Raw genomic sequence first — 18,252 nt, forward strand, 5'->3', positions numbered from 1 at the left:
ATGTCCAGGCCGCCTTTTTGCATTTTGTTTTCATTTACAATTTTGAATAACCGTATCCATTTACAATGGCATCTATCCTTTCTTTTCGCTGACACATGGGGCATTTTTCCGCCGGATAAGATTCATAATCGGGAATGTCCTGCTTATCATATACTGCATTTATTTCAATTCCCGCCACTTTGTTCACCGCACTGAAAATTGCGGAGACTCCCTGTATTTTGCCCCCATAATACAGCACGGTTTCCATACACTGCCGCAGTGTTGTCCCCGTAGTAATGGAACCCATCAAAATCACCGTATTCCTGTTTTTTACCATGTTTTGCGTATTATCCCTGAAAAGCATTTGCCCATTGGCATGAAATTCCGGTGTTACAATGTAAATGGTCTTGTGCGCATTCATGGATAAAACACCGGCTTTGGCCAGTTCCTCTGCCAGAAAGGCACCTACAACTTCCAATCCGTCCAGACAAATAATACTGTCTACCGGTGTTGTCGCCTCATATTTGGCAGACAGCAGCCTTGCAATTTGGGCCGCCTCCGCACATCTGGTTTTCATCGTGGTCATATCCAGATAATGAGTGATATGGGACTGGGACGTTATAAAATGTCCCGATATAATTTTCAGCTGAATCTTTTCGTCCCCTTTTGCATACGCCTTAAACATTCTTGCCTCCATATCCATAAAAATCCCTCCCATCTTTTGACAGAATATCTCTTTTTTCTGCTATTCGCCTTCAAATTTTCTGATAATTTAATTATATCACGGTTTTTATGCAAAAGAAACAAAAATCTTTTCTTTTATATTTTTTCTTGACTATCTGGAAGTAATGTGCTATTTTATTGCTTAATCAAAAAATGAAAGGAAGTGAAGATTTTCATGGACGACGATCCTGATACGAATTGTATTAAAACACTGATTTCCTCTCCATGTGAGATTATGAATAGATAACGGAACAGCTGCACAGATAGCATTACTGTCTGTGGGGCTGTTCCGTTTTGCATTTTATTTCACAAACTTTACAATTTTATCTTACAGGAGGAACATTATGATTAGTTCATTTTTTTTATTAGCAATACTTATTTTACTAAATGCTGTTTTCGCAAGTGCGGAAATTGCAGTCATTTCCATGAATGAAACAAAGTTGAAAATGCTCACAGAACAGGGAAACAAGAAGGCTGTAAAACTGACGAAGCTAACCCGGCAGCCGGCACGTTTTCTGGCAACCATTCAGGTAGCCATTACCCTGGCAGGCTTTTTAAGCAGTGCCTTTGCAGCGGACTATTTTGCCCAGCCTCTGGTGGACACGCTTCTGCAGGCAGGCGTGCCCATCTCGGAACAGGTGTTAAGTTCGCTGTCTGTTATTGTCATTACCATTGTTCTATCTTATTTCAGCCTGGTTTTCGGAGAACTGGTACCGAAACGAATTGCTATGAAAAAGGCAGAAACTCTGGCCTTATCCCTGGCGGGGATTCTGTATACGGTTTCTAAAATCACCGCCCCTCTGGTATCTCTTTTAACGGTATCTACCAATGTAGTTTTAAAACTGCTCGGCATAAATCCGGAAGAAACGGAAGAACAGGTAACCGAAGAGGAAATCCGTATGATGCTTTCAGAAGGCAGTCAGCAAGGTACCATTGCCAAAGACGAAACAGAAATGATTCAGAATGTTTTTGACTTTAATGACACCAGTGCAGAACAGATTTGCACACATCGAATTGACGTACTTTCTCTAAATTACGAAGACAGTTTAAATACATGGGAAACTATTATTTTTGACAGCCGTCATACTTATTACCCTGTCTATCGGGAAAATACGGACAACATCGTAGGTATTCTGGATACCAAGGACTACTTTAGAACAAACACCAAAACAAGAGAATATATTCTGAAACATGCCTTGGATACTCCCTGGTTTGTACCCGAGAACATTAAGGCAAACGTACTGTTCCAGGAAATGAAGAAATCCAGAAAATATTTTGCCGTGCTGATAGACGAATATGGCGGCATGTCTGGAATCATCACCCTTCACGACCTGATTGAGGCTCTGGTTGGTGACTTATATGAACTGGAAGATGATTTGCAGCGTCCGGAAATTATACAGATATCAGAAAACACCTGGAACATTCTGGGCAGCGCCAGTCTTGACGATGTAGCAGAAGCCGTAGGTATCAAGCTGCCTGTTGAACGCTACGATACTTATAACGGGTATGTCTGTGATATTATAGGACGAATCCCAAACCGCGGAGAAAGCTTCACCTGTGAGGCTGATGGACTGAAAATACAAGTACATACGGTGGAGAATCATTGCATTGGGGAGACTACGGTCACGCTGGCGTAAATATCTCCTCTTATCAAAAAGGACTCCCTCCCCGCAGTTGCCTGCGGGTGGGAGTCCTTTTCAATCGTTTGGACACATTTATAACATTTCAGTTAATGGAATTACTCTTCTGTTTTTCCGTACAGAGTAACCAGTTTGTTCAGATATTCGTATCTTTCCTTAGCTTCAGACTCATTCTTAGCAAACAGTCTAGCTGCTTTTTCCGGATTAGAACGTTTCAGAGAATTGTAGCGAACTTCTCCGTCTAAGAATTCCTGGTATCCTTCTGCTGCCGGTGCTTTAGAATCCAGAGAGAATTTGTTTTCTGCTGCTGGATTGAAGCGGAAGTTGTGCCAGTATCCACATTTAACTGCTAATTCTTCTTCTGTCTGAGCTTTGCTCATACCTTTCTTGATACCATGGTTGATACATGGAGCGTAAGCAATAATCAGAGATGGTCCCGGATATGCCTCCGCTTCAGCAATTGCTTTTACAGTCTGGTTGAAGTCTGCACCCATAGCAATCTGAGCAACGTATACATAACCATAGCTCATAGCGATAGAAGCCATATCTTTCTTCTTCACTTCTTTACCGCCTGCTGCGAACTGTGCGATAGCACCTGTCGGTGTAGATTTAGAAGACTGTCCACCTGTGTTGGAGTAAACTTCTGTATCGAATACCATAACGTTGATATCCTGTCCGGAAGCTAATACGTGGTCAACGCCACCAAAACCGATGTCGTATGCCCAACCGTCACCACCGAAGATCCACTGGGATTTCTTAGCTAAGAAGTCTTTGTTCTTAACGATGTCTTTGCATACGTCACAATCAACACCTTCTAATGCTGCAACTAATTTATCTGTAGCTGCACCGTTTGTAATTCCGCTTCCGAATGTATCTAACCATTCCTGACAAGCAGCTTTTACTTCTTCAGAAGATCCTTCGTAAGCCATTACAGACTCAACTTTTTCTTTTAATCCGCCACGGATAGCTTTCTGAGCTAATAACATACCGTATCCGAATTCAGCGTTATCTTCGAACAGAGAGTTAGACCATGCAGGACCCTGTCCTTTTGCGTTTACAGTGTATGGTGTAGATGGTGAGGAGTTACCCCAGATAGAGGAACAGCCTGTTGCGTTAGCAATGTACATTCTATCACCAAATAACTGTGTGATTAATTTAGCGTAAGGTGTTTCTCCACAACCTGCACAAGCTCCTGAGAACTCAAGTAACGGCTGTTTGAACTGAGAACCTTTTACTGTATTTTCTTTGAATTTAGCGATAACATCTTCTTTAACCGGTAATGTTACACCGTAATCGAAGAATTTCTGCTCGCCTGCATTTGCTTCCATGTTTGCCATAACAAGCGCTTTTGCACCCTTCTTACCTGGGCAGACATTAGCACAAGAACCACATCCTGTACAGTCGTAAGCAGATACAGTCATAACGAATTTGTAATCAGCCATACCTGTCATAGGCAATGTTCTCATTCCTTCCGGAGCTGCTGCTACTTCTTCGTCAGTCATAGCAACCGGACGGATAACAGCATGAGGACATACATATGCACAACGGTTACACTGGATACAGTTTTCCGGCTGCCATACAGGGATATCCACTGCAATACCACGTTTTTCAAATGCAGAAGAACCAGATGGGGTAGTACCGTCAACGTAATCTTTGAATGCAGATACAGGTAATGTATTACCTTCCTGAGCATTTACTTTTGCCTGGATGTTGTTTACGAAATCAACAACGTCGCCGCGTCCGCCTTCTGCATGTGCCATAAACAGACCTTCATCAGCGCAGTCTTTCCAGCTTTCCGGAACCTGAACTTCAACAACCTGTTTTGCACCTGCATCGATAGCGTCATAGTTCATCTGAACGATAGCGTCACCTTTTCTTCCGTAAGTTGCTTTTGCAGCAGCTTTCATTAATTCGATAGCATGATCTTCCGGAATGATGTTAGCCAGTTTGAAGAATGCAGACTGAAGAACTGTGTTGATACGTCCGCCAAGTCCGATTTCTTTACCAATCTTAATACCGTCAATTACATAGAATTTGATATTGTGGTTGGCAATAAATGCTTTTACCTGTCCCGGCAAGTGTTTTTCAAGGCCTTCCATATCCCATGGGCAGTTTAATAAGAATGTACCGCCGTCCACTAATTCCTGAACCATATTGTATTTGTTCACATAAGACGGGTTGTGACATGCAACAAAGTTTGCCTGTCTAATCAGATATGTGGATTTGATTGGGCTCTTACCAAAACGAAGGTGAGACATTGTAACACCACCGGATTTTTTAGAGTCATAATCAAAGTATGCCTGTGCATACATATCTGTGTTGTCACCGATAATCTTGATGGAGTTTTTGTTCGCACCAACAGTACCGTCAGCTCCTAATCCCCAGAATTTGCAGTTGATAGTTCCTTCCGGTGTAGTAACAAGAGGAGCGCCAACTTCCAGAGATAAGTTTGTAACATCATCCACAATACCGATTGTGAATTTTTCTTTTGTTGTGTTTTCGTATACAGCAACGATCTGAGCCGGTGTTGTATCTTTGGAACCTAATCCGTAACGTCCGCTGAAGATTGGTGTATCGTTGAATTTTGTGCCTTTTAATGCAGCAACAACGTCTAAGTATAATGGTTCACCAAGAGCACCTGGTTCTTTTGTTCTGTCTAATACAGAAATCTGTTTTACAGAATCCGGAATAGCGTTTACTAATGCTTCCGCGCAGAATGGTCTGTAAAGACGAACTGTAACAAGACCAACTTTTTTGCCTGCTGCCATTAAGTAATCGATGGTTTCTTCAATTGTTTCACAAGCAGAACCCATAGCGATGATTACGTGTTCAGCATCTTCAGCACCGTAGTAGTTGAATAATTTATAGTTTGTACCGATTTTTTCGTTTACTTTGTCCATGTATTCCTGTACTAATGCAGGTAATGCATCATAGTATGGGTTACATGCTTCTCTTGCCTGGAAGAAGATATCCGGGTTCTGAGCAGAACCTCTCTGGCATGGGTGATTTGGATTTAAAGCGTGTTTACGGAATGCGTCAACAGCGTCCATATCTACCATGTCTTTTAAATCTTCGTAATCCCATGTTTCAATCTTCTGGATTTCATGAGATGTACGGAATCCGTCGAAGAAGTTAATGAATGGAACTTTCCCTTTGATTGCGGAGCAATGAGCAACCGGTGTTAAGTCCATAACTTCCTGTACAGAAGATTCACATAACATAGCGCAGCCTGTCTGACGGCATGCATAAACATCAGAGTGGTCTCCGAAGATAGACAGTGCATGGCTTGCTAAAGCACGAGCAGATACGTTGATAACGCCCGGTAACTGCTCACCAGCGATTTTGTAAAGGTTTGGAATCATCAACAGAAGACCCTGAGATGCTGTATATGTAGTAGTCAGGGCACCTGCTGCCAAAGAGCCGTGAACTGCACCAGCAGCACCAGCTTCAGACTGCATTTCTGTAACCTGTACTTCCTGTCCGAAAATGTTCTTTCTTCCCTGTGTTGCCCACTCATCTGTAGCTTCTGCCATTACGGATGAAGGGGTAATCGGATAGATAGCCGCAACATCTGAATAAGCATATGAAGCATGAGCTGCTGCATGGTTACCATCCATGGTTTTCATCTTTCTAGCCATTTGATTTTTTTCCTCCTTGAAAATTGTTGTTTTTTTAACAATATTCCACTTCGCTCACGAAGTCTATAAGAAATTATAGCACGATTTCAAGTGCATGTCCATTTGTAAAACATAAGAAAATCAAATGTTTTCCCAAAAAAACATGCCCTCTCCTGCTTTTGGCTTATTTTTCTTCTGAAACTTCCCCTGCCATAATTTCCGCAATAGATTTTGCAGACAATTCCCGCAGCAAAACACCCTGTATTCTTTCCAATTCCCTGTGCACCCTGCAGCCACAGTCCTCCTGATTGTGTACACAGGGCTTCTTGGGATTCATACATTCTATCATATAAAAGTCCGGCTCTACCGCCAGATAAATATCCAGAAGCGTCAGCTCCTCTATGGACCGCTTCAGCGCATAGCCGCCGTTGCTTCCCCGAAAAGACTTTACAATTTCCTTTTTTTCCAGTTTTTTCAGTATTTTATATACGAACGCCGGTGTAAGCCCCTCCTGGTCACATACCTGGTTGACACACATCTTTTCACCATTTGCCAGGGCACGGACAATCCTTACGCCATAGTCACATTCTCTCGTAATCAGCATGATATTTCCCCTTCTTTTGTTGTTAACTTCCTAATATAAATGTAATTATAACTATCTGTACTGTATTTATCAAGTATTTTTCGCAAGAAACACTTGCAAAATCCAGGTTTTACGGTAAAATAAAAGAGATTACGCATTAAAATTGTTTTTGATTAAGTGAGGTATGAATAAAACATGATTGCAGCAAATAATGTCACATTACGAATCGGTAAGAAAGCACTGTTTGAAGATGTCAATATTAAATTTACAGAAGGAAACTGCTATGGTCTTATTGGTGCCAACGGAGCCGGAAAATCCACATTCTTAAAAATCCTTTCCGGACAGCTGGAAACCACGAACGGGAATATTACCATTACACCGGGACAGCGTCTCTCCTTCCTGCAGCAGGACCACTTCAAATACGACGCTTTCACTGTCCTTGACACAGTTATTATGGGAAATCAGCGTCTGTATGACATCATGAAGGAAAAAGAAGCCATTTACGCAAAAGAAGATTTCACAGACGAAGACGGCATCCGGGCCAGTGAACTGGAAGGCGAATTTGCAGAAATGAACGGCTGGGAAGCAGAATCTGACGCCGCTATGCTCTTAAACGGACTGGGCATTGACACTGATTTGCACTATGCCCTTATGGCTGACTTAAAAGGCAGTGAAAAGGTGAAAGTTCTTCTGGCCCAGGCCCTGTTTGGAAACCCTGACATTCTGCTTCTGGACGAGCCTACGAACCATTTGGACTTAGACGCTATCGAATGGCTGGAAGAATTTTTGATTAACTTTGAAAATACGGTCATCGTGGTATCTCATGACCGTTATTTCTTAAACAAAGTCTGTACCCATACTGCCGATATTGACTACGGCAAAATCCAGCTTTATGCCGGAAACTATGATTTCTGGTATGAATCCAGCCAGCTTCTCATCAAACAGATGAAAGAAGCCAACCGTAAGAAAGAGGAAAAAATTAAGGAACTGCAGGAATTTATTTCCCGTTTCTCCGCCAATGCTTCCAAATCCAAGCAGGCAACTTCCAGAAAACGTGCGCTGGAAAAAATTCAGTTAGACGACATGCGTCCTTCCAGCCGTAAATATCCTTATATCGACTTCCGTCCAAACCGCGAAATCGGAAACGAAGTACTTATGGTAGAAGGTCTGTCCAAAACCATTGACGGTGTAAAAATTCTGGATAACCTGACCTTCACTCTGGGACGTGAGGATAAAGTGGCTTTTGTAGGCGGCAATGAACGCGCCAAAACTGTTCTGTTCCAGATTTTAACGGGAGAAATGGAACCGGATGAAGGTACTTACAAATGGGGCGTTACCACCACACAGGCCTATTTCCCAAAAGACAGCACCAAAGAATTTGACAATGATTTAACCATTGCAGACTGGCTCACCGGATATTCTGAAATCAAGGACGCCACTTATGTCCGTGGTTTCCTTGGCCGTATGCTCTTCCCCGGAGAAGACGGTGTGAAAAAAGTCCGGGTACTCTCCGGTGGGGAAAAGGTAAGATGTCTGTTGTCCAAAATGATGATTTCCGGGGCAAACATTCTGATTTTCGATGAACCTACCAACCATCTGGATATGGAATCCATCACAGCCTTAAACAACGGTATGATGAAATTCCCAGGTGTGATTCTCTTTGCCTCTCACGACCACCAGATTGTACAGACCACTGCAAACCGTATTATGGAAATTCTTCCAAACGGCGTATTAATTGACAAAATTACCACTTACGACGAATATCTTGCAAGCGATGAAATGGCAAGAAAACGTCAGGTTTACACTATGACCGAGGAAGACAACTAAACTTCCCGAAGCTGCCGCATGAAGCAAAAGCAACTTAATGCGGCAGTTTTTCTTCTTTCATTCCTATCTGTATTTTCAAGTCTTTGTATTCTTTTGGCGAAATCCCAAACTCTTTTTTAAAAGCCCGGTAAAAACTGGAATAATCCTTAAAACCAAACATCAGATAGGCCCGGCTGATACTGATGTTTCCCAAAATAGCGTCCTGACAAGCAGCCAGACGTTTTTTCATAATATACTGGTGAATCGAAATTCCTGTATTTTCTTTAAAAATATGGGCAATATGATATTTACTCACATAAAACTCTCCGGCCAGATACTCTAATGACAAATCCTGTTCCAGATGGTCGTCAATGTACTGCAGAATATTCCGGTAAAGGTTCTGGTCCTCCTTTATTTTCCCCGGGTTGTTTTTTTCATAGGCCATACGATTCAAATGGAGAAGCAAATCACAGATATTGATGAAAATCCGCGCTTCTTTTCCATAGCGCTCTGCATGAATCTCCTCCATCAGATGAAATATTTTAGACTGGATACCGGAAAATTCCACTGTGCTGTTGTGATACACATACTGCTTCTTTTCCGCTGCACGCTGAACCAGATAATAATAATCCTCTGACATCTGCCGCAAACGCTGATAATATTCCACACTAATCCAGAATACAAAGCGGCTGTAAGGATGTTCCTGGTCGTGAATCACTGCTTTATGGGGAATTCCCGGCGGCAGAATAACCACATCTCCCGGCTCCAGTCTATACAGCTTATCGCGAATCAGAATAGACACACTGCCTTCCAGGAAAAAATACATTTCATAATATTTATGTATATGGCTGTCCACATTGCCCAAATGACTGTCGCTGTAATAATAGATTTCATAATCTCTGGACAACATATATTGGCGTTTTAAAAATTCTGTCTTATAGTTTTTTTTCATAATGAGGCACACTCCTCTCTTCTTTATGCACCTATTTTAATACAAAACCGCAACTTTTACAATATATACAACAATCTTATCAATAGGAATTTTTTTCGGATAATCTATAATAATAACTATAAAAAATACATGCGAAAGCGAGGAACTTGACTATGGAAATGACAATGCGCTGGTACGGCACAGGACACGACACTGTAACTCTGGAGCAGATTAAGCAGAGCTGCTATGTAAAAGGAATCATCACAACTCTTTATGACAAATTGCCTGGAGAAGTATGGACACTGGAAGAAATTCTGGCAATGAAAAAAGAAGTAGAAGATGCAGGGCTTCACCTTGCAGGTATCGAAAGTGTAAACGTAAGCGATGCTATCAAGACAGGTGCACCGGAAAGAGATAAAGACATTGCCGCTTACATTGAAACACTGGAAAATCTCGGAAAAGCAGATATTCATATGGTATGTTACAACTTCATGCCCGTATTTGACTGGACAAGAACAGAACTGGCCAGAATGAGAGAAGACGGAACTACTGTTCTTGCTTACAATCAGGACACGGTAGACAAAATGGATCCAGACAACATGTTCGATTCCATCAAAGACAATATGAACGGAACCGTAATGCCTGGCTGGGAACCGGAACGTATGGAAAAAGTAAAAGAACTCTTTGAACTTTACAAAGACATTGACGAAGACAAATTATTTGACAACCTGAAATATTTCCTGGAAGCGATTATGCCGGTATGTGACAAATATGACATCAACATGGCTATTCACCCGGATGACCCATCCTGGAGCGTATTCGGACTGCCTCGTATTATCTCTTCTCAGGCAAAACTGAAACGTATGATGGACATGGTTCCAAACAAACACAACGGTGTTACTTTCTGCATGGGCTCTTACGGAACAAACCTGAACAACGATTTAATCGACACTATCCACATGTTAAAAGGCAGAATCCACTTTGCACATGTAAGAAACCTTCGTTTCAACGATGGTATGCGTGACTTTGAAGAAAGCGCTCACTTAAGCGCGGACGGAACCTTTGATATGTACAAAGTTATGAAAGCCCTTCATGACACAGGTTTTGACGGACCAATCCGCCCAGACCACGGACGTATGATTTGGGGCGAAAAAGCAATGCCCGGATACGGCTTATATGACCGCGCTCTTGGTGCCGCTTACCTGTGCGGCTTATGGGAAGCAGCCTGCAAAGAATCCAAATAAGAAAGGGAAAAAATCATGAAATTAACTTTAGAAGGTCTGAAAAATACACAGGAATGGGAAGCAGCAGGGATTGCTCTCCCTTCCTATGATGTAGAAAAAGTTGTAGCGAACACAAAGAACGCGCCTACATGGGTACACTTTGGTGCAGGAAACATCTTCCGTATTTTCATCGGCGGACTGGCTGACACACTTCTTGCAAAGGGAGAAGCCGACAAAGGTATTACCTGCGTGGAAACTTTTGACTTTGACGTAGTAGATAAAATCTACAAACCATACGACAATCTGGTACTGGCCGTTACTTTAAAAGCAGACGGCTCTACAGATAAAAAAGTGCTTGGTTCTCTTACAGAAGCTATCAAAGCACAGTCTAATGTTCCGGAAGAATGGAATCGTTTGAAAGAAATTTTTGTAAATCCGGTGCTGCAGATGATATCCTTTACTATCACAGAAAAAGGATATGCTTTAAAGGGCGCTGACGGAAACTTCTTCCCATTCATTCAGGCAGATATTGACAACGGTCCTGAAAAAGCAGGTTCTGCTATGGCTGTTGTATGTGCGCTGTTAAATGAGCGTTACAAAGCAAACAAAGCGCCTCTGGCTGTTGTTTCCATGGATAACTGCTCTCACAACGGTGAAAAACTGCAGAATTCCATCTTAACCATGGCAAAAGAATGGGCTGCAAAAGGCTTTGTAGAAGAAGGCTTTTTAGCATACCTGTCTGACGAAAAACAGGTTTCCTTCCCATGGTCCATGATTGATAAAATCACACCAAGACCGGCAGATTCTGTATGTGCAGACCTGGAAAAAGCAGGCGTAGAAGAAATCGCCCCTGTCATTACTTCCAAGAGAACTTACATTGCACCTTTCGTAAATGCAGAAGGACCACAGTACCTGGTAATTGAAGACAAATTCCCCAATGGAAGACCAGCTCTGGAAAAAGCAGGCGTCTACCTTACAGACCGCGATACGGTAAACAAAGTAGAGCGTATGAAAGTTACTACCTGCCTGAATCCACTGCACACGGCTCTGGCTGTATACGGCTGTGTATTAGGCTACACTCTCATTGCAGATGAAATGAAAGACGAACAGTTAAACAAGCTGGTTCACGAAATCGGTCCTGTAGAAGGCATGCCGGTTGTAACAGACCCTGGTATCCTCTCTCCTGCTGATTTTGTAAACGAAGTCATCAATGTTCGTATTCCGAACCCGTTTATGCCTGACACACCACAGCGTATTGCAACCGATACTTCACAGAAAGTTGGTATCCGCTACGGTGAAACTATCAAGTCCTATGTGGCTCAGTACGGAGATGCAAAGAAATTAACTGCAATTCCTCTGGCTATCGCAGGCTGGTGCAGATATCTTCTGGGTGTAGATGATGAAGGAAATACTTTTGAACGTTCCGCTGACCCCATGCTGGAAGAACTGACAAAAGCTCTGGACGGAATTGAAGTTGGAAATCCTGCTTCCTACAACGGACAGTTAAAATCCATTCTTTCCAATGAAAACATCTTCGGTATTGACTTATACAAAGCTGGAATCGGTGAAAGAATTGAAGAAATGTTCTTAGAAGAAATCGCCGGAAAAGGCGCAGTAAGAGCTACTTTGAAAAAATATATGGCTTAGAGTAAAAAGGTGCTGTTTCCCGGGAGACAGCACCTTTTTACAATTCAGGCACCTGAATATTGCAGTCAAACACTCCACCTTACAGACCGAATTCCTGGAACAGTTTTCTCTGGTACCCCTTGTCCGCTGCAGCTTTCAGAATATCATCTGTCCTTCCCAGTTTGGATAAACGCATATTCAAATCATTTACTCTGTTTTCGCCCTGCTGTATTCCCTGTTGTATTCCCTGTTGCATTCCCAGCCGTCTTCTCTCCTCCAGTTCATCGTGCATCAATTCTTCTAATGCCTCACACATATCTTTTACCTCCTGAAATTCCTTTTTATTCGCGCGTACAATAATATTCATAACAGACTTATACAGTGGATTCTTATCATGATTTTTGTAGTCTTCCAACAATTCCCTGGCTGCCTGTCTTCCCTCCAAATGATTGGTGAGATTTCGCAGCCATAAATTCTCTTTTGCCGACAATTTTCCAGTGACAATCAACTGCATAGGAATTTTATCTCCCGTTATATAGTAAATTCCCTCTTCCTTTTTTATGACCTGCAGCCCTTTGTCCTCCTGTAAATGCTTTAGGAGTTTTCTAGGATAGCCCTCACTGATTAAGGAAATCGTTAATTCTTCTATTCTGACTTCATTGACTCTGGTCGCATCCGCCTTATAAAAGCAGGCATAGCCATACACCTTGTAAAAATCATCTACACTCAAATAGTCTCCCGGTCCTTTATATTCTATAATATTGTGTTCCCGAAAAATTCTTCCAATATTCTTATGAATACTTCGGTTTCTATCTTTTTTTATCAGAACGTCAATGGACATAGGCTTTGTTCCCAGCTGATGTTCCTGCTCAAACTGCAGATACTTTGCCTCATTCCCAAATTCAATCTGAAGGCCTGCAAAAAATGCAGGATGCCATTGTAACAACTGCTCACTGCCCTTTTTTGCAGCTTCTGGTTGCAATTTCATACGAATCCTCCTCTTTTTTATTTTCTGGAGATTCGCTTTTCGGAATCTCCTGCTTGCTGTTGGATGAAAGCATGAATTTTCCGAAAACAGAATTGTAATAAGACCTGCAAAACAAAAGTATGCTCTGCGTATAGATGATTTTAAGAAAATAATGCTTTTTTACATTATAGCATGAACTTCCATTCATGAAAATATCGGAATAATAAACAAACCCGTGGGGAAAAATGCGACACACTTTCGTTTCCCCACAGGTTTCTTGTATACCTGAAAATCTTTTATCACACGGTTCCAGCCACAGTTCCCATATGCTTAAATTCTTTCGTAATAAAGAAAATACACAACAATGCAGCAATGCCGTCCGCCACAGGCGCAGAAAACATAACACCTTCAATCCCCACAAATACGGGAAGGATAATCAGCAGTGGCAGCAAAAAGATAATCTGTCTGGTAAGGGACAAAAAAACGCCTTTTCCTGCCTTTCCAATAGACGTAAAGGTGTTTGCCGTAATAGGATGAATTCCGTTAATAAAGGTAAAAAACATATAAATCCGGAAAAATTTTTCTGCAAACAGAAAATATTCCTCACTTCCAGAACCGAAAATTCCAATAATCTGCCTTGGCGCCAGTTGAAAAAGCAAAAAGGCCACCATCGAAATTCCCAAAGCAGCTGTCACCGCCTTTTTATAGGTCTGCTTGACGCGTTCATAATTTCCGGCGCCGTAATTATAACTGATAATCGGCTGGATTCCCTGGGAAATTCCGATGACAATAGCAAAGAAAATCATACCCACCTTAGAAATAATTCCTGCACAGGCCAGTGGAATATCGCTTCCGTAAGAAGATTGTCCTCCATAATGCGTCAATGTATTATTCATGACAATCTGCACAATCATCATAGCAAGCTGATTGCAAAAGGGTGCAACTCCCAGAGAAATAACAGGAATCCAGGCCGATTTAGAGGGAATCAGGGTTTTCAGGGGAATATGCACGGTTTTAAATCTGGAAAAATATATCAATACCATAATTCCCGAAACAATCTGTCCGATAATCGTTGCCCAGGCTGCACCTGCCATCCCCATATCCAATACGAAAATAAATAACGGGTCTAAAATCGTATTGATAATTGCTCCTGTCAGAGTACAAATCATAGAAAATTTAGGACTGCCGTCTGCCCGGATAAGATTGCTGCCCCCTGTCGTAACAATCAAAAACGGAAATCCCAGAGAGGTAATTCCCGTATACGTCAGCGCATAATCCAAAATCTGGTCCGTAGCTCCGAAAGCCCGCATCATAGGCTCCAGAAATATCCGGACAAGTATGCACAGCAAAATTCCCAACGTCAGCATCATGCCAATAGCACCTCCGGCAAATTTCACTGCCTTCTCCTTTTCATTCCGTCCCATAGAAAGGTTAAAATTTGCTGCGCCTCCGATGCCGCATAAAAGCGCCAGCGCCGTACAGGTAATGCTCAAAGGAAAAGCCACATTTGTCGCTGCATTTCCCAGCATTCCCACGCTTCTGCCTATAAAAAACTGGTCCACAATGTTATACAGCGAGCTTACCAGCATAGCGATAATACTGGGAACGGCAAATCTGGCAAGCAAACTTCCTATAGCTTCTGTCCCCAATGGATTATTCTGTTTTTCTCCCATCTGTTCTTTTTCCTTCCTCCTGCATTTTTATGGTATTTTCTGCTTTCCGTTCTTTTGCATTTTGCAGAACTTCCCGAGACTGCTGTGCCATTTTTTCCACACCGCTTATCATCCTCTGCTGTTCCTCCTCAGACAGTATGGATAAAACCTGTGTCCACCATCCGGCAAGGGCATTTCGCAGTCTTGGAATAATCTCTTCTCCTTTTTCAGTCAGATAAATAGCATAAGATCTTCCGTTTTCTACAGATTTCTCTCTCTCAATTAATCCCTGCTCTTGAAGCTTTTTCATCATTCTCACTGCCAAAGCTTCATCTACTGCCATGTTTTCACACATTTCCTTCTGGCTGCAGCCCGGATTTGCTGATAAATAAAACAAAAAATTATAACTGGAATAGCCAATACCGTATTCCTTCATGGTCTGAATCATATACTTTTGCTCTCGCCGATGAAGAATGGCAATACTTCTTCCCAATACACGGTTTTCCATATTTCCTCCTTTTTCTTGACAAGTCAATTCTCATTATAATAATCCATAATTGACTTGTCAAGTATCAAACCGTATATCTTATTTTACTTTCACAAGCTTCCAAATCCAGAAAAACAGACTGCCAAACAGCATTCCCATCGTGATAGGAAAAAACCACACAGATAGCGCGGTTCCAGATACTGTTTTTATGGTAAGAACCGTAAATATAAAAACGGTTTCTGCTTTCATGGTACTGAGTAGGTGCTGCAAAACACCATAGACTCTTTCTCTGTTGGCCTCTGTCACAGTAACCCCTGTATTCCATATCTGAGGATACCGTTCTGCCACTCGCAGAAAAAGATAAAGCAGGCAGGACAGCGCCGGCTCTATCAGAATTTCCCCTTTTCCACCCCAACGGTCTATTTCTCCAACAGCATTGTAATGTGCCGGTATGGTATCCGGAAACTTTCCCCAGGATACCAGCACATATAACATCTGACTGATAAGCAGCAAAATACAAAAAATATCTGCCAGCTTATCCCCTTTGCTTTTTTCCACTTTCATGAAATCCCTTCTTTCAGCTTTTTGAGCATAATGCATACTACAATCTGATTATACTATAAAAGTCTTTTTAAAACACCATGATGTATAAAAGACGGTAATTTTGATACAAAAAAGGATTGCTTCTGCTCATCTCCTTCTTTACATAGGACAGATAAAGAACATGCATTTCCGTCATACTGGCGTACTGATATGGCTCATCCTATTGCCAAACTTTAAGTAAGCAGTCCACTTTCTACTTTTTTAGCCAACTCCAGTACATTTGAATGGATTTTGTGTATCGTTTTTGAAAATTCAACATCGTCCTTTCCAGTAGGGTCATTTAAGCCCCAATCCTCTCTGTATTTACATGGTATTATAGGACAATTTACATTGCACCCCATGGTAATCACAATATCTGCTTGCGGTATTTCAGATAACCGTTTGGAATATTGTGTTTTCTCCATATCTATCTGATACATTTTTTTCATTAGGCGAACTGCATCCTGATTGATTCGTGGCTTTGTTTCTGTTCCTGCTGAATAACTTTCAAAGACATTGGAAGAAAGATGTTTCCCCAATGCTTCCGCAATTTGACTACGGCAAGAGTTATGAACACACAAAAAAGCTACTTTAGGTTTTTTCATATAAATAACTGCCTTTCACTGTTTTATTTTTTTGTCAATAATACTTTAACTTCTTCTACTGTCAACACTTTTCCATACGATATAACTTCGCCGTCAAGCACGAATGCCGGTGTAGCCATCACTCCATAACTTGCAATTTCTGCAAAATCTGTAATATGTTCAACCTCATAATTTAACTGAAGTTCAGATAATGCTGTTCTGGTTGCTCTTTCCAATTCCATACATTTTGCACAACCCGAACCGAGTATTTTAATTCCTTTTTCACGCTTCTTGTTTTCTGCATTTCGCATAGTTTGTGATGTGCCGTTTCCACCACAGCAACATGCTTTTGTTTCTTTTTTCTTTCCAAACAATTTCATTTTATTCGCTCCCTTTACATAAATAGTGTACTAAAAAAATTAAAAAGATAACCTACAATTATGATGCCAAATGTGCAAATGGCAATAAATAACGTTAATAGTTTTGGCTTTACTGCTTTCTTTAACATAATTAAGGACGGTAAACTTAATGTTGTCACTGCCATCATAAAGGATAAAATCGTACCTAATTCAGCACCTTTGGCAAGCAAAGCTTCTGCAACCGGAATTGTTCCGAAAATATCAGCATACATAGGAATTCCTACCAGTGTGGCTAAAATAACACCAAATGGATTGTTACTTCCTAAAATACTTTCAATCCATGTTTCAGGTATCCAGTTATGAATCATTGCTCCTATCCCCACGCCAATCAGAATATATGCAAATACCTTTTTGAATGTTCCTGCAACTTGTTCTTTCGCATATTGAACTCTGTCTTTTTTGTTTAAGGTAGGAGAGGTAATGTCAACGCTGCTTGCATTTTTCACAAAATCTTCTACATACCTTTCCATATGCGATTTTTCAATCAAAGTACCGCCAATCACAGCAATTATCAGACCAACCATGACATAAGCAAGAGCAACCCTAGCGCCGAAAATACTCATTAACAATACAAGACTTCCTAAATCAACCATAGGGGATGAAATCAAAAAAGAAAAAGTTACTCCCAGCGGCAGTCCTGCACTTGTAAATCCTATAAATAAGGGGATAGAAGAACATGAGCAAAAAGGTGTAACAGTTCCCAATAATACAGATACCATATTTGCTCTTATACCATGAAAACGACCTAATATTCTCTTACTTCGTTCTGGCGGAAAATAACTTTGTATATACGAGATAAAGAAAATCAACAGGCATAACAAAATGGTAATCTTGATTACATCATACAAGAAGAATTGAACACTTCCGCCTAAGCGACCGTTCAGGTCTAAACCTAGCAGTGACAGTCCGTTACCAATAAAATCATTCAACCATTTCATACCTAATATTTGGTCTTGGAAAAATAACCACATTGAACTTAATGCTTCCAAAAAATCTCTCCTTTAACATATCAACTTTTTTTGATGTGAAAGTGTTTTATAAAAGCCACCTCTCGATGACCTTTATTTACAACAGTTTGACTGATTTTCACTATTTGGTGTCGTTAATTCTAACAATCGTTTTGACGCATATTCGCTTCCACTTTTGCTAAGACTGTAATGCGTCCATTTGCCGTCTTGCCGTGCTGTAACAATACCAGAGTCGCAAAGTATCTTCATGTGATAAGATAATGCTGACTGTCCTATGTTCATTTTTTCAATTAGAACACACGCACATTTTTCGCCACTTTTTAAGTAATCTAAAATCGTTAGCCTTTTTGTATCACAAAAAGCCTTGAAGATTTTAGCATCCTTTGAAAAATCAGTCATTATCCTCACTCCTCACATCAAATATTTTTGATGTGTTTATATTAATACTTTTTCATTTTCTTGTCA

At 41.1% G+C, this 18,252-nt stretch carries 16 protein-coding genes; 4 read left to right on the forward strand and 12 right to left on the reverse strand.

The window, feature by feature from the left end; translation table 11 throughout:
• Positions 1–34: 34 nt before the first annotated feature.
• Positions 35–676: a phosphoribosyltransferase gene (locus G5A70_RS02360; RefSeq protein ID WP_173748001.1), complete on the reverse strand. Its 642-nt coding sequence runs from the start codon at positions 674–676 to the stop codon at positions 35–37.
• Between the two features lie 370 nt (positions 677–1,046).
• Between G5A70_RS02360 and G5A70_RS02365 the strand changes: the two genes are divergently transcribed.
• Positions 1,047–2,339, forward strand: a complete 1,293-nt coding sequence (locus G5A70_RS02365; RefSeq protein WP_173747645.1) for a hemolysin family protein — start codon at positions 1,047–1,049, stop codon at positions 2,337–2,339.
• 101 nt (positions 2,340–2,440) lie between these two features.
• Here the strand turns inward: G5A70_RS02365 and nifJ are convergent, their stop codons facing one another.
• Both nifJ and G5A70_RS02375 read right to left on the reverse strand, forming a co-directional pair.
• Positions 2,441–5,980, reverse strand: a complete 3,540-nt coding sequence (gene nifJ / locus G5A70_RS02370; protein ID WP_173747647.1) for a pyruvate:ferredoxin (flavodoxin) oxidoreductase — start codon at positions 5,978–5,980, stop codon at positions 2,441–2,443.
• Positions 5,981–6,143: 163 nt separating this feature from the next.
• The gene (locus G5A70_RS02375; protein WP_173747649.1) at positions 6,144–6,563 is read right to left on the reverse strand and encodes an RrF2 family transcriptional regulator; all 420 of its coding nucleotides are present in this window, start codon (positions 6,561–6,563) and stop codon (positions 6,144–6,146) included.
• Positions 6,564–6,737: 174 nt separating this feature from the next.
• Between G5A70_RS02375 and G5A70_RS02380 the strand changes: the two genes are divergently transcribed.
• Positions 6,738–8,369: an ABC-F family ATP-binding cassette domain-containing protein gene (locus G5A70_RS02380; RefSeq protein ID WP_173747651.1), complete on the forward strand. Its 1,632-nt coding sequence runs from the start codon at positions 6,738–6,740 to the stop codon at positions 8,367–8,369.
• A 34-nt stretch (positions 8,370–8,403) separates the two neighbouring features.
• Here G5A70_RS02380 and G5A70_RS02385 read toward each other — a convergent pair whose 3' ends face one another.
• On the reverse strand, positions 8,404–9,300 hold the full coding sequence (locus G5A70_RS02385) for a helix-turn-helix domain-containing protein (RefSeq protein WP_173747653.1): 897 nt from the start codon (positions 9,298–9,300) through the stop codon (positions 8,404–8,406).
• A gap of 152 nt (positions 9,301–9,452) precedes the next feature.
• Between G5A70_RS02385 and uxuA the strand changes: the two genes are divergently transcribed.
• Positions 9,453–10,523: a mannonate dehydratase gene (gene uxuA, locus G5A70_RS02390; protein WP_173747655.1), complete on the forward strand. Its 1,071-nt coding sequence runs from the start codon at positions 9,453–9,455 to the stop codon at positions 10,521–10,523.
• A 15-nt stretch (positions 10,524–10,538) separates the two neighbouring features.
• Entirely contained in the window at positions 10,539–12,149 is a 1,611-nt protein-coding gene (locus G5A70_RS02395) for a mannitol dehydrogenase family protein (RefSeq protein ID WP_173747657.1), read from the forward strand.
• A gap of 79 nt (positions 12,150–12,228) precedes the next feature.
• Here the strand turns inward: G5A70_RS02395 and G5A70_RS02400 are convergent, their stop codons facing one another.
• From G5A70_RS02400 to G5A70_RS02435, 8 genes are all read right to left on the reverse strand, one after another.
• Positions 12,229–13,116, reverse strand: a complete 888-nt coding sequence (locus tag G5A70_RS02400) for a 3-isopropylmalate dehydrogenase (protein WP_173747659.1) — start codon at positions 13,114–13,116, stop codon at positions 12,229–12,231.
• Positions 13,117–13,394: 278 nt separating this feature from the next.
• Positions 13,395–14,768 carry an MATE family efflux transporter gene (locus G5A70_RS02405; protein WP_173747661.1) on the reverse strand — a complete coding sequence of 458 codons (1,374 nt, stop codon included), beginning with the start codon at positions 14,766–14,768 and terminating at the stop codon, positions 13,395–13,397.
• Entirely contained in the window at positions 14,749–15,255 is a 507-nt protein-coding gene (locus G5A70_RS02410; protein ID WP_173747663.1) for a MarR family winged helix-turn-helix transcriptional regulator, read from the reverse strand. Before G5A70_RS02410 ends, G5A70_RS02405 begins: the two co-directional genes overlap by 20 nt.
• A gap of 78 nt (positions 15,256–15,333) precedes the next feature.
• Entirely contained in the window at positions 15,334–15,798 is a 465-nt protein-coding gene (locus tag G5A70_RS02415; RefSeq protein WP_173747665.1) for a DUF1648 domain-containing protein, read from the reverse strand.
• Between the two features lie 212 nt (positions 15,799–16,010).
• On the reverse strand, positions 16,011–16,421 hold the full coding sequence (locus G5A70_RS02420; protein ID WP_173747667.1) for an arsenate reductase ArsC: 411 nt from the start codon (positions 16,419–16,421) through the stop codon (positions 16,011–16,013).
• Positions 16,422–16,444: 23 nt separating this feature from the next.
• Positions 16,445–16,780 carry a thioredoxin family protein gene (locus tag G5A70_RS02425; protein ID WP_173747669.1) on the reverse strand — a complete coding sequence of 112 codons (336 nt, stop codon included), beginning with the start codon at positions 16,778–16,780 and terminating at the stop codon, positions 16,445–16,447.
• Between the two features lie 14 nt (positions 16,781–16,794).
• A complete protein-coding gene (locus G5A70_RS02430; protein WP_420314200.1) occupies positions 16,795–17,790 on the reverse strand; it encodes a permease in 996 nt (331 codons plus the stop codon).
• A 90-nt stretch (positions 17,791–17,880) separates the two neighbouring features.
• Positions 17,881–18,186 (reverse strand): ArsR/SmtB family transcription factor, encoded by a 306-nt coding sequence (locus tag G5A70_RS02435; RefSeq protein ID WP_173747673.1) that lies wholly within the window; start codon positions 18,184–18,186, stop codon positions 17,881–17,883.
• Positions 18,187–18,252 lie beyond the last annotated feature (66 nt).

The sequence above is a fragment of the Blautia hansenii genome (genome assembly GCF_013304445.1).
GTDB lineage: Bacteria > Bacillota > Clostridia > Lachnospirales > Lachnospiraceae > Blautia.

Excerpts from the sequence above, each read along its gene's own strand:
- G5A70_RS02380 (WP_173747651.1), top strand. The coding sequence starts at position 6,738 with ATGATTGCAGCAAATAATGTCACATTACGAATCGGTAAGAAAGCACTG.
- G5A70_RS02420 (WP_173747667.1), bottom strand. The coding sequence starts at position 16,421 with ATGAAAAAACCTAAAGTAGCTTTTTTGTGTGTTCATAACTCTTGCCGT.
- G5A70_RS02395 (WP_173747657.1), top strand. The coding sequence starts at position 10,539 with ATGAAATTAACTTTAGAAGGTCTGAAAAATACACAGGAATGGGAAGCA.
- G5A70_RS02385 (WP_173747653.1), bottom strand. The coding sequence starts at position 9,300 with ATGAAAAAAAACTATAAGACAGAATTTTTAAAACGCCAATATATGTTG.
- uxuA (WP_173747655.1), top strand. The coding sequence starts at position 9,453 with ATGGAAATGACAATGCGCTGGTACGGCACAGGACACGACACTGTAACT.
- G5A70_RS02410 (WP_173747663.1), bottom strand. The coding sequence starts at position 15,255 with ATGGAAAACCGTGTATTGGGAAGAAGTATTGCCATTCTTCATCGGCGA.
- G5A70_RS02365 (WP_173747645.1), top strand. The coding sequence starts at position 1,047 with ATGATTAGTTCATTTTTTTTATTAGCAATACTTATTTTACTAAATGCT.
- G5A70_RS02400 (WP_173747659.1), bottom strand. The coding sequence starts at position 13,116 with ATGAAATTGCAACCAGAAGCTGCAAAAAAGGGCAGTGAGCAGTTGTTA.
- G5A70_RS02435 (WP_173747673.1), bottom strand. The coding sequence starts at position 18,186 with ATGACTGATTTTTCAAAGGATGCTAAAATCTTCAAGGCTTTTTGTGAT.
- G5A70_RS02375 (WP_173747649.1), bottom strand. The coding sequence starts at position 6,563 with ATGCTGATTACGAGAGAATGTGACTATGGCGTAAGGATTGTCCGTGCC.
- G5A70_RS02360 (WP_173748001.1), bottom strand. The coding sequence starts at position 676 with ATGGAGGCAAGAATGTTTAAGGCGTATGCAAAAGGGGACGAAAAGATT.
- nifJ (WP_173747647.1), bottom strand. The coding sequence starts at position 5,980 with ATGGCTAGAAAGATGAAAACCATGGATGGTAACCATGCAGCAGCTCAT.
- G5A70_RS02405 (WP_173747661.1), bottom strand. The coding sequence starts at position 14,768 with ATGGGAGAAAAACAGAATAATCCATTGGGGACAGAAGCTATAGGAAGT.
- G5A70_RS02415 (WP_173747665.1), bottom strand. The coding sequence starts at position 15,798 with ATGAAAGTGGAAAAAAGCAAAGGGGATAAGCTGGCAGATATTTTTTGT.
- G5A70_RS02430 (WP_420314200.1), bottom strand. The coding sequence starts at position 17,790 with ATGTGGTTATTTTTCCAAGACCAAATATTAGGTATGAAATGGTTGAAT.
- G5A70_RS02425 (WP_173747669.1), bottom strand. The coding sequence starts at position 16,780 with ATGAAATTGTTTGGAAAGAAAAAAGAAACAAAAGCATGTTGCTGTGGT.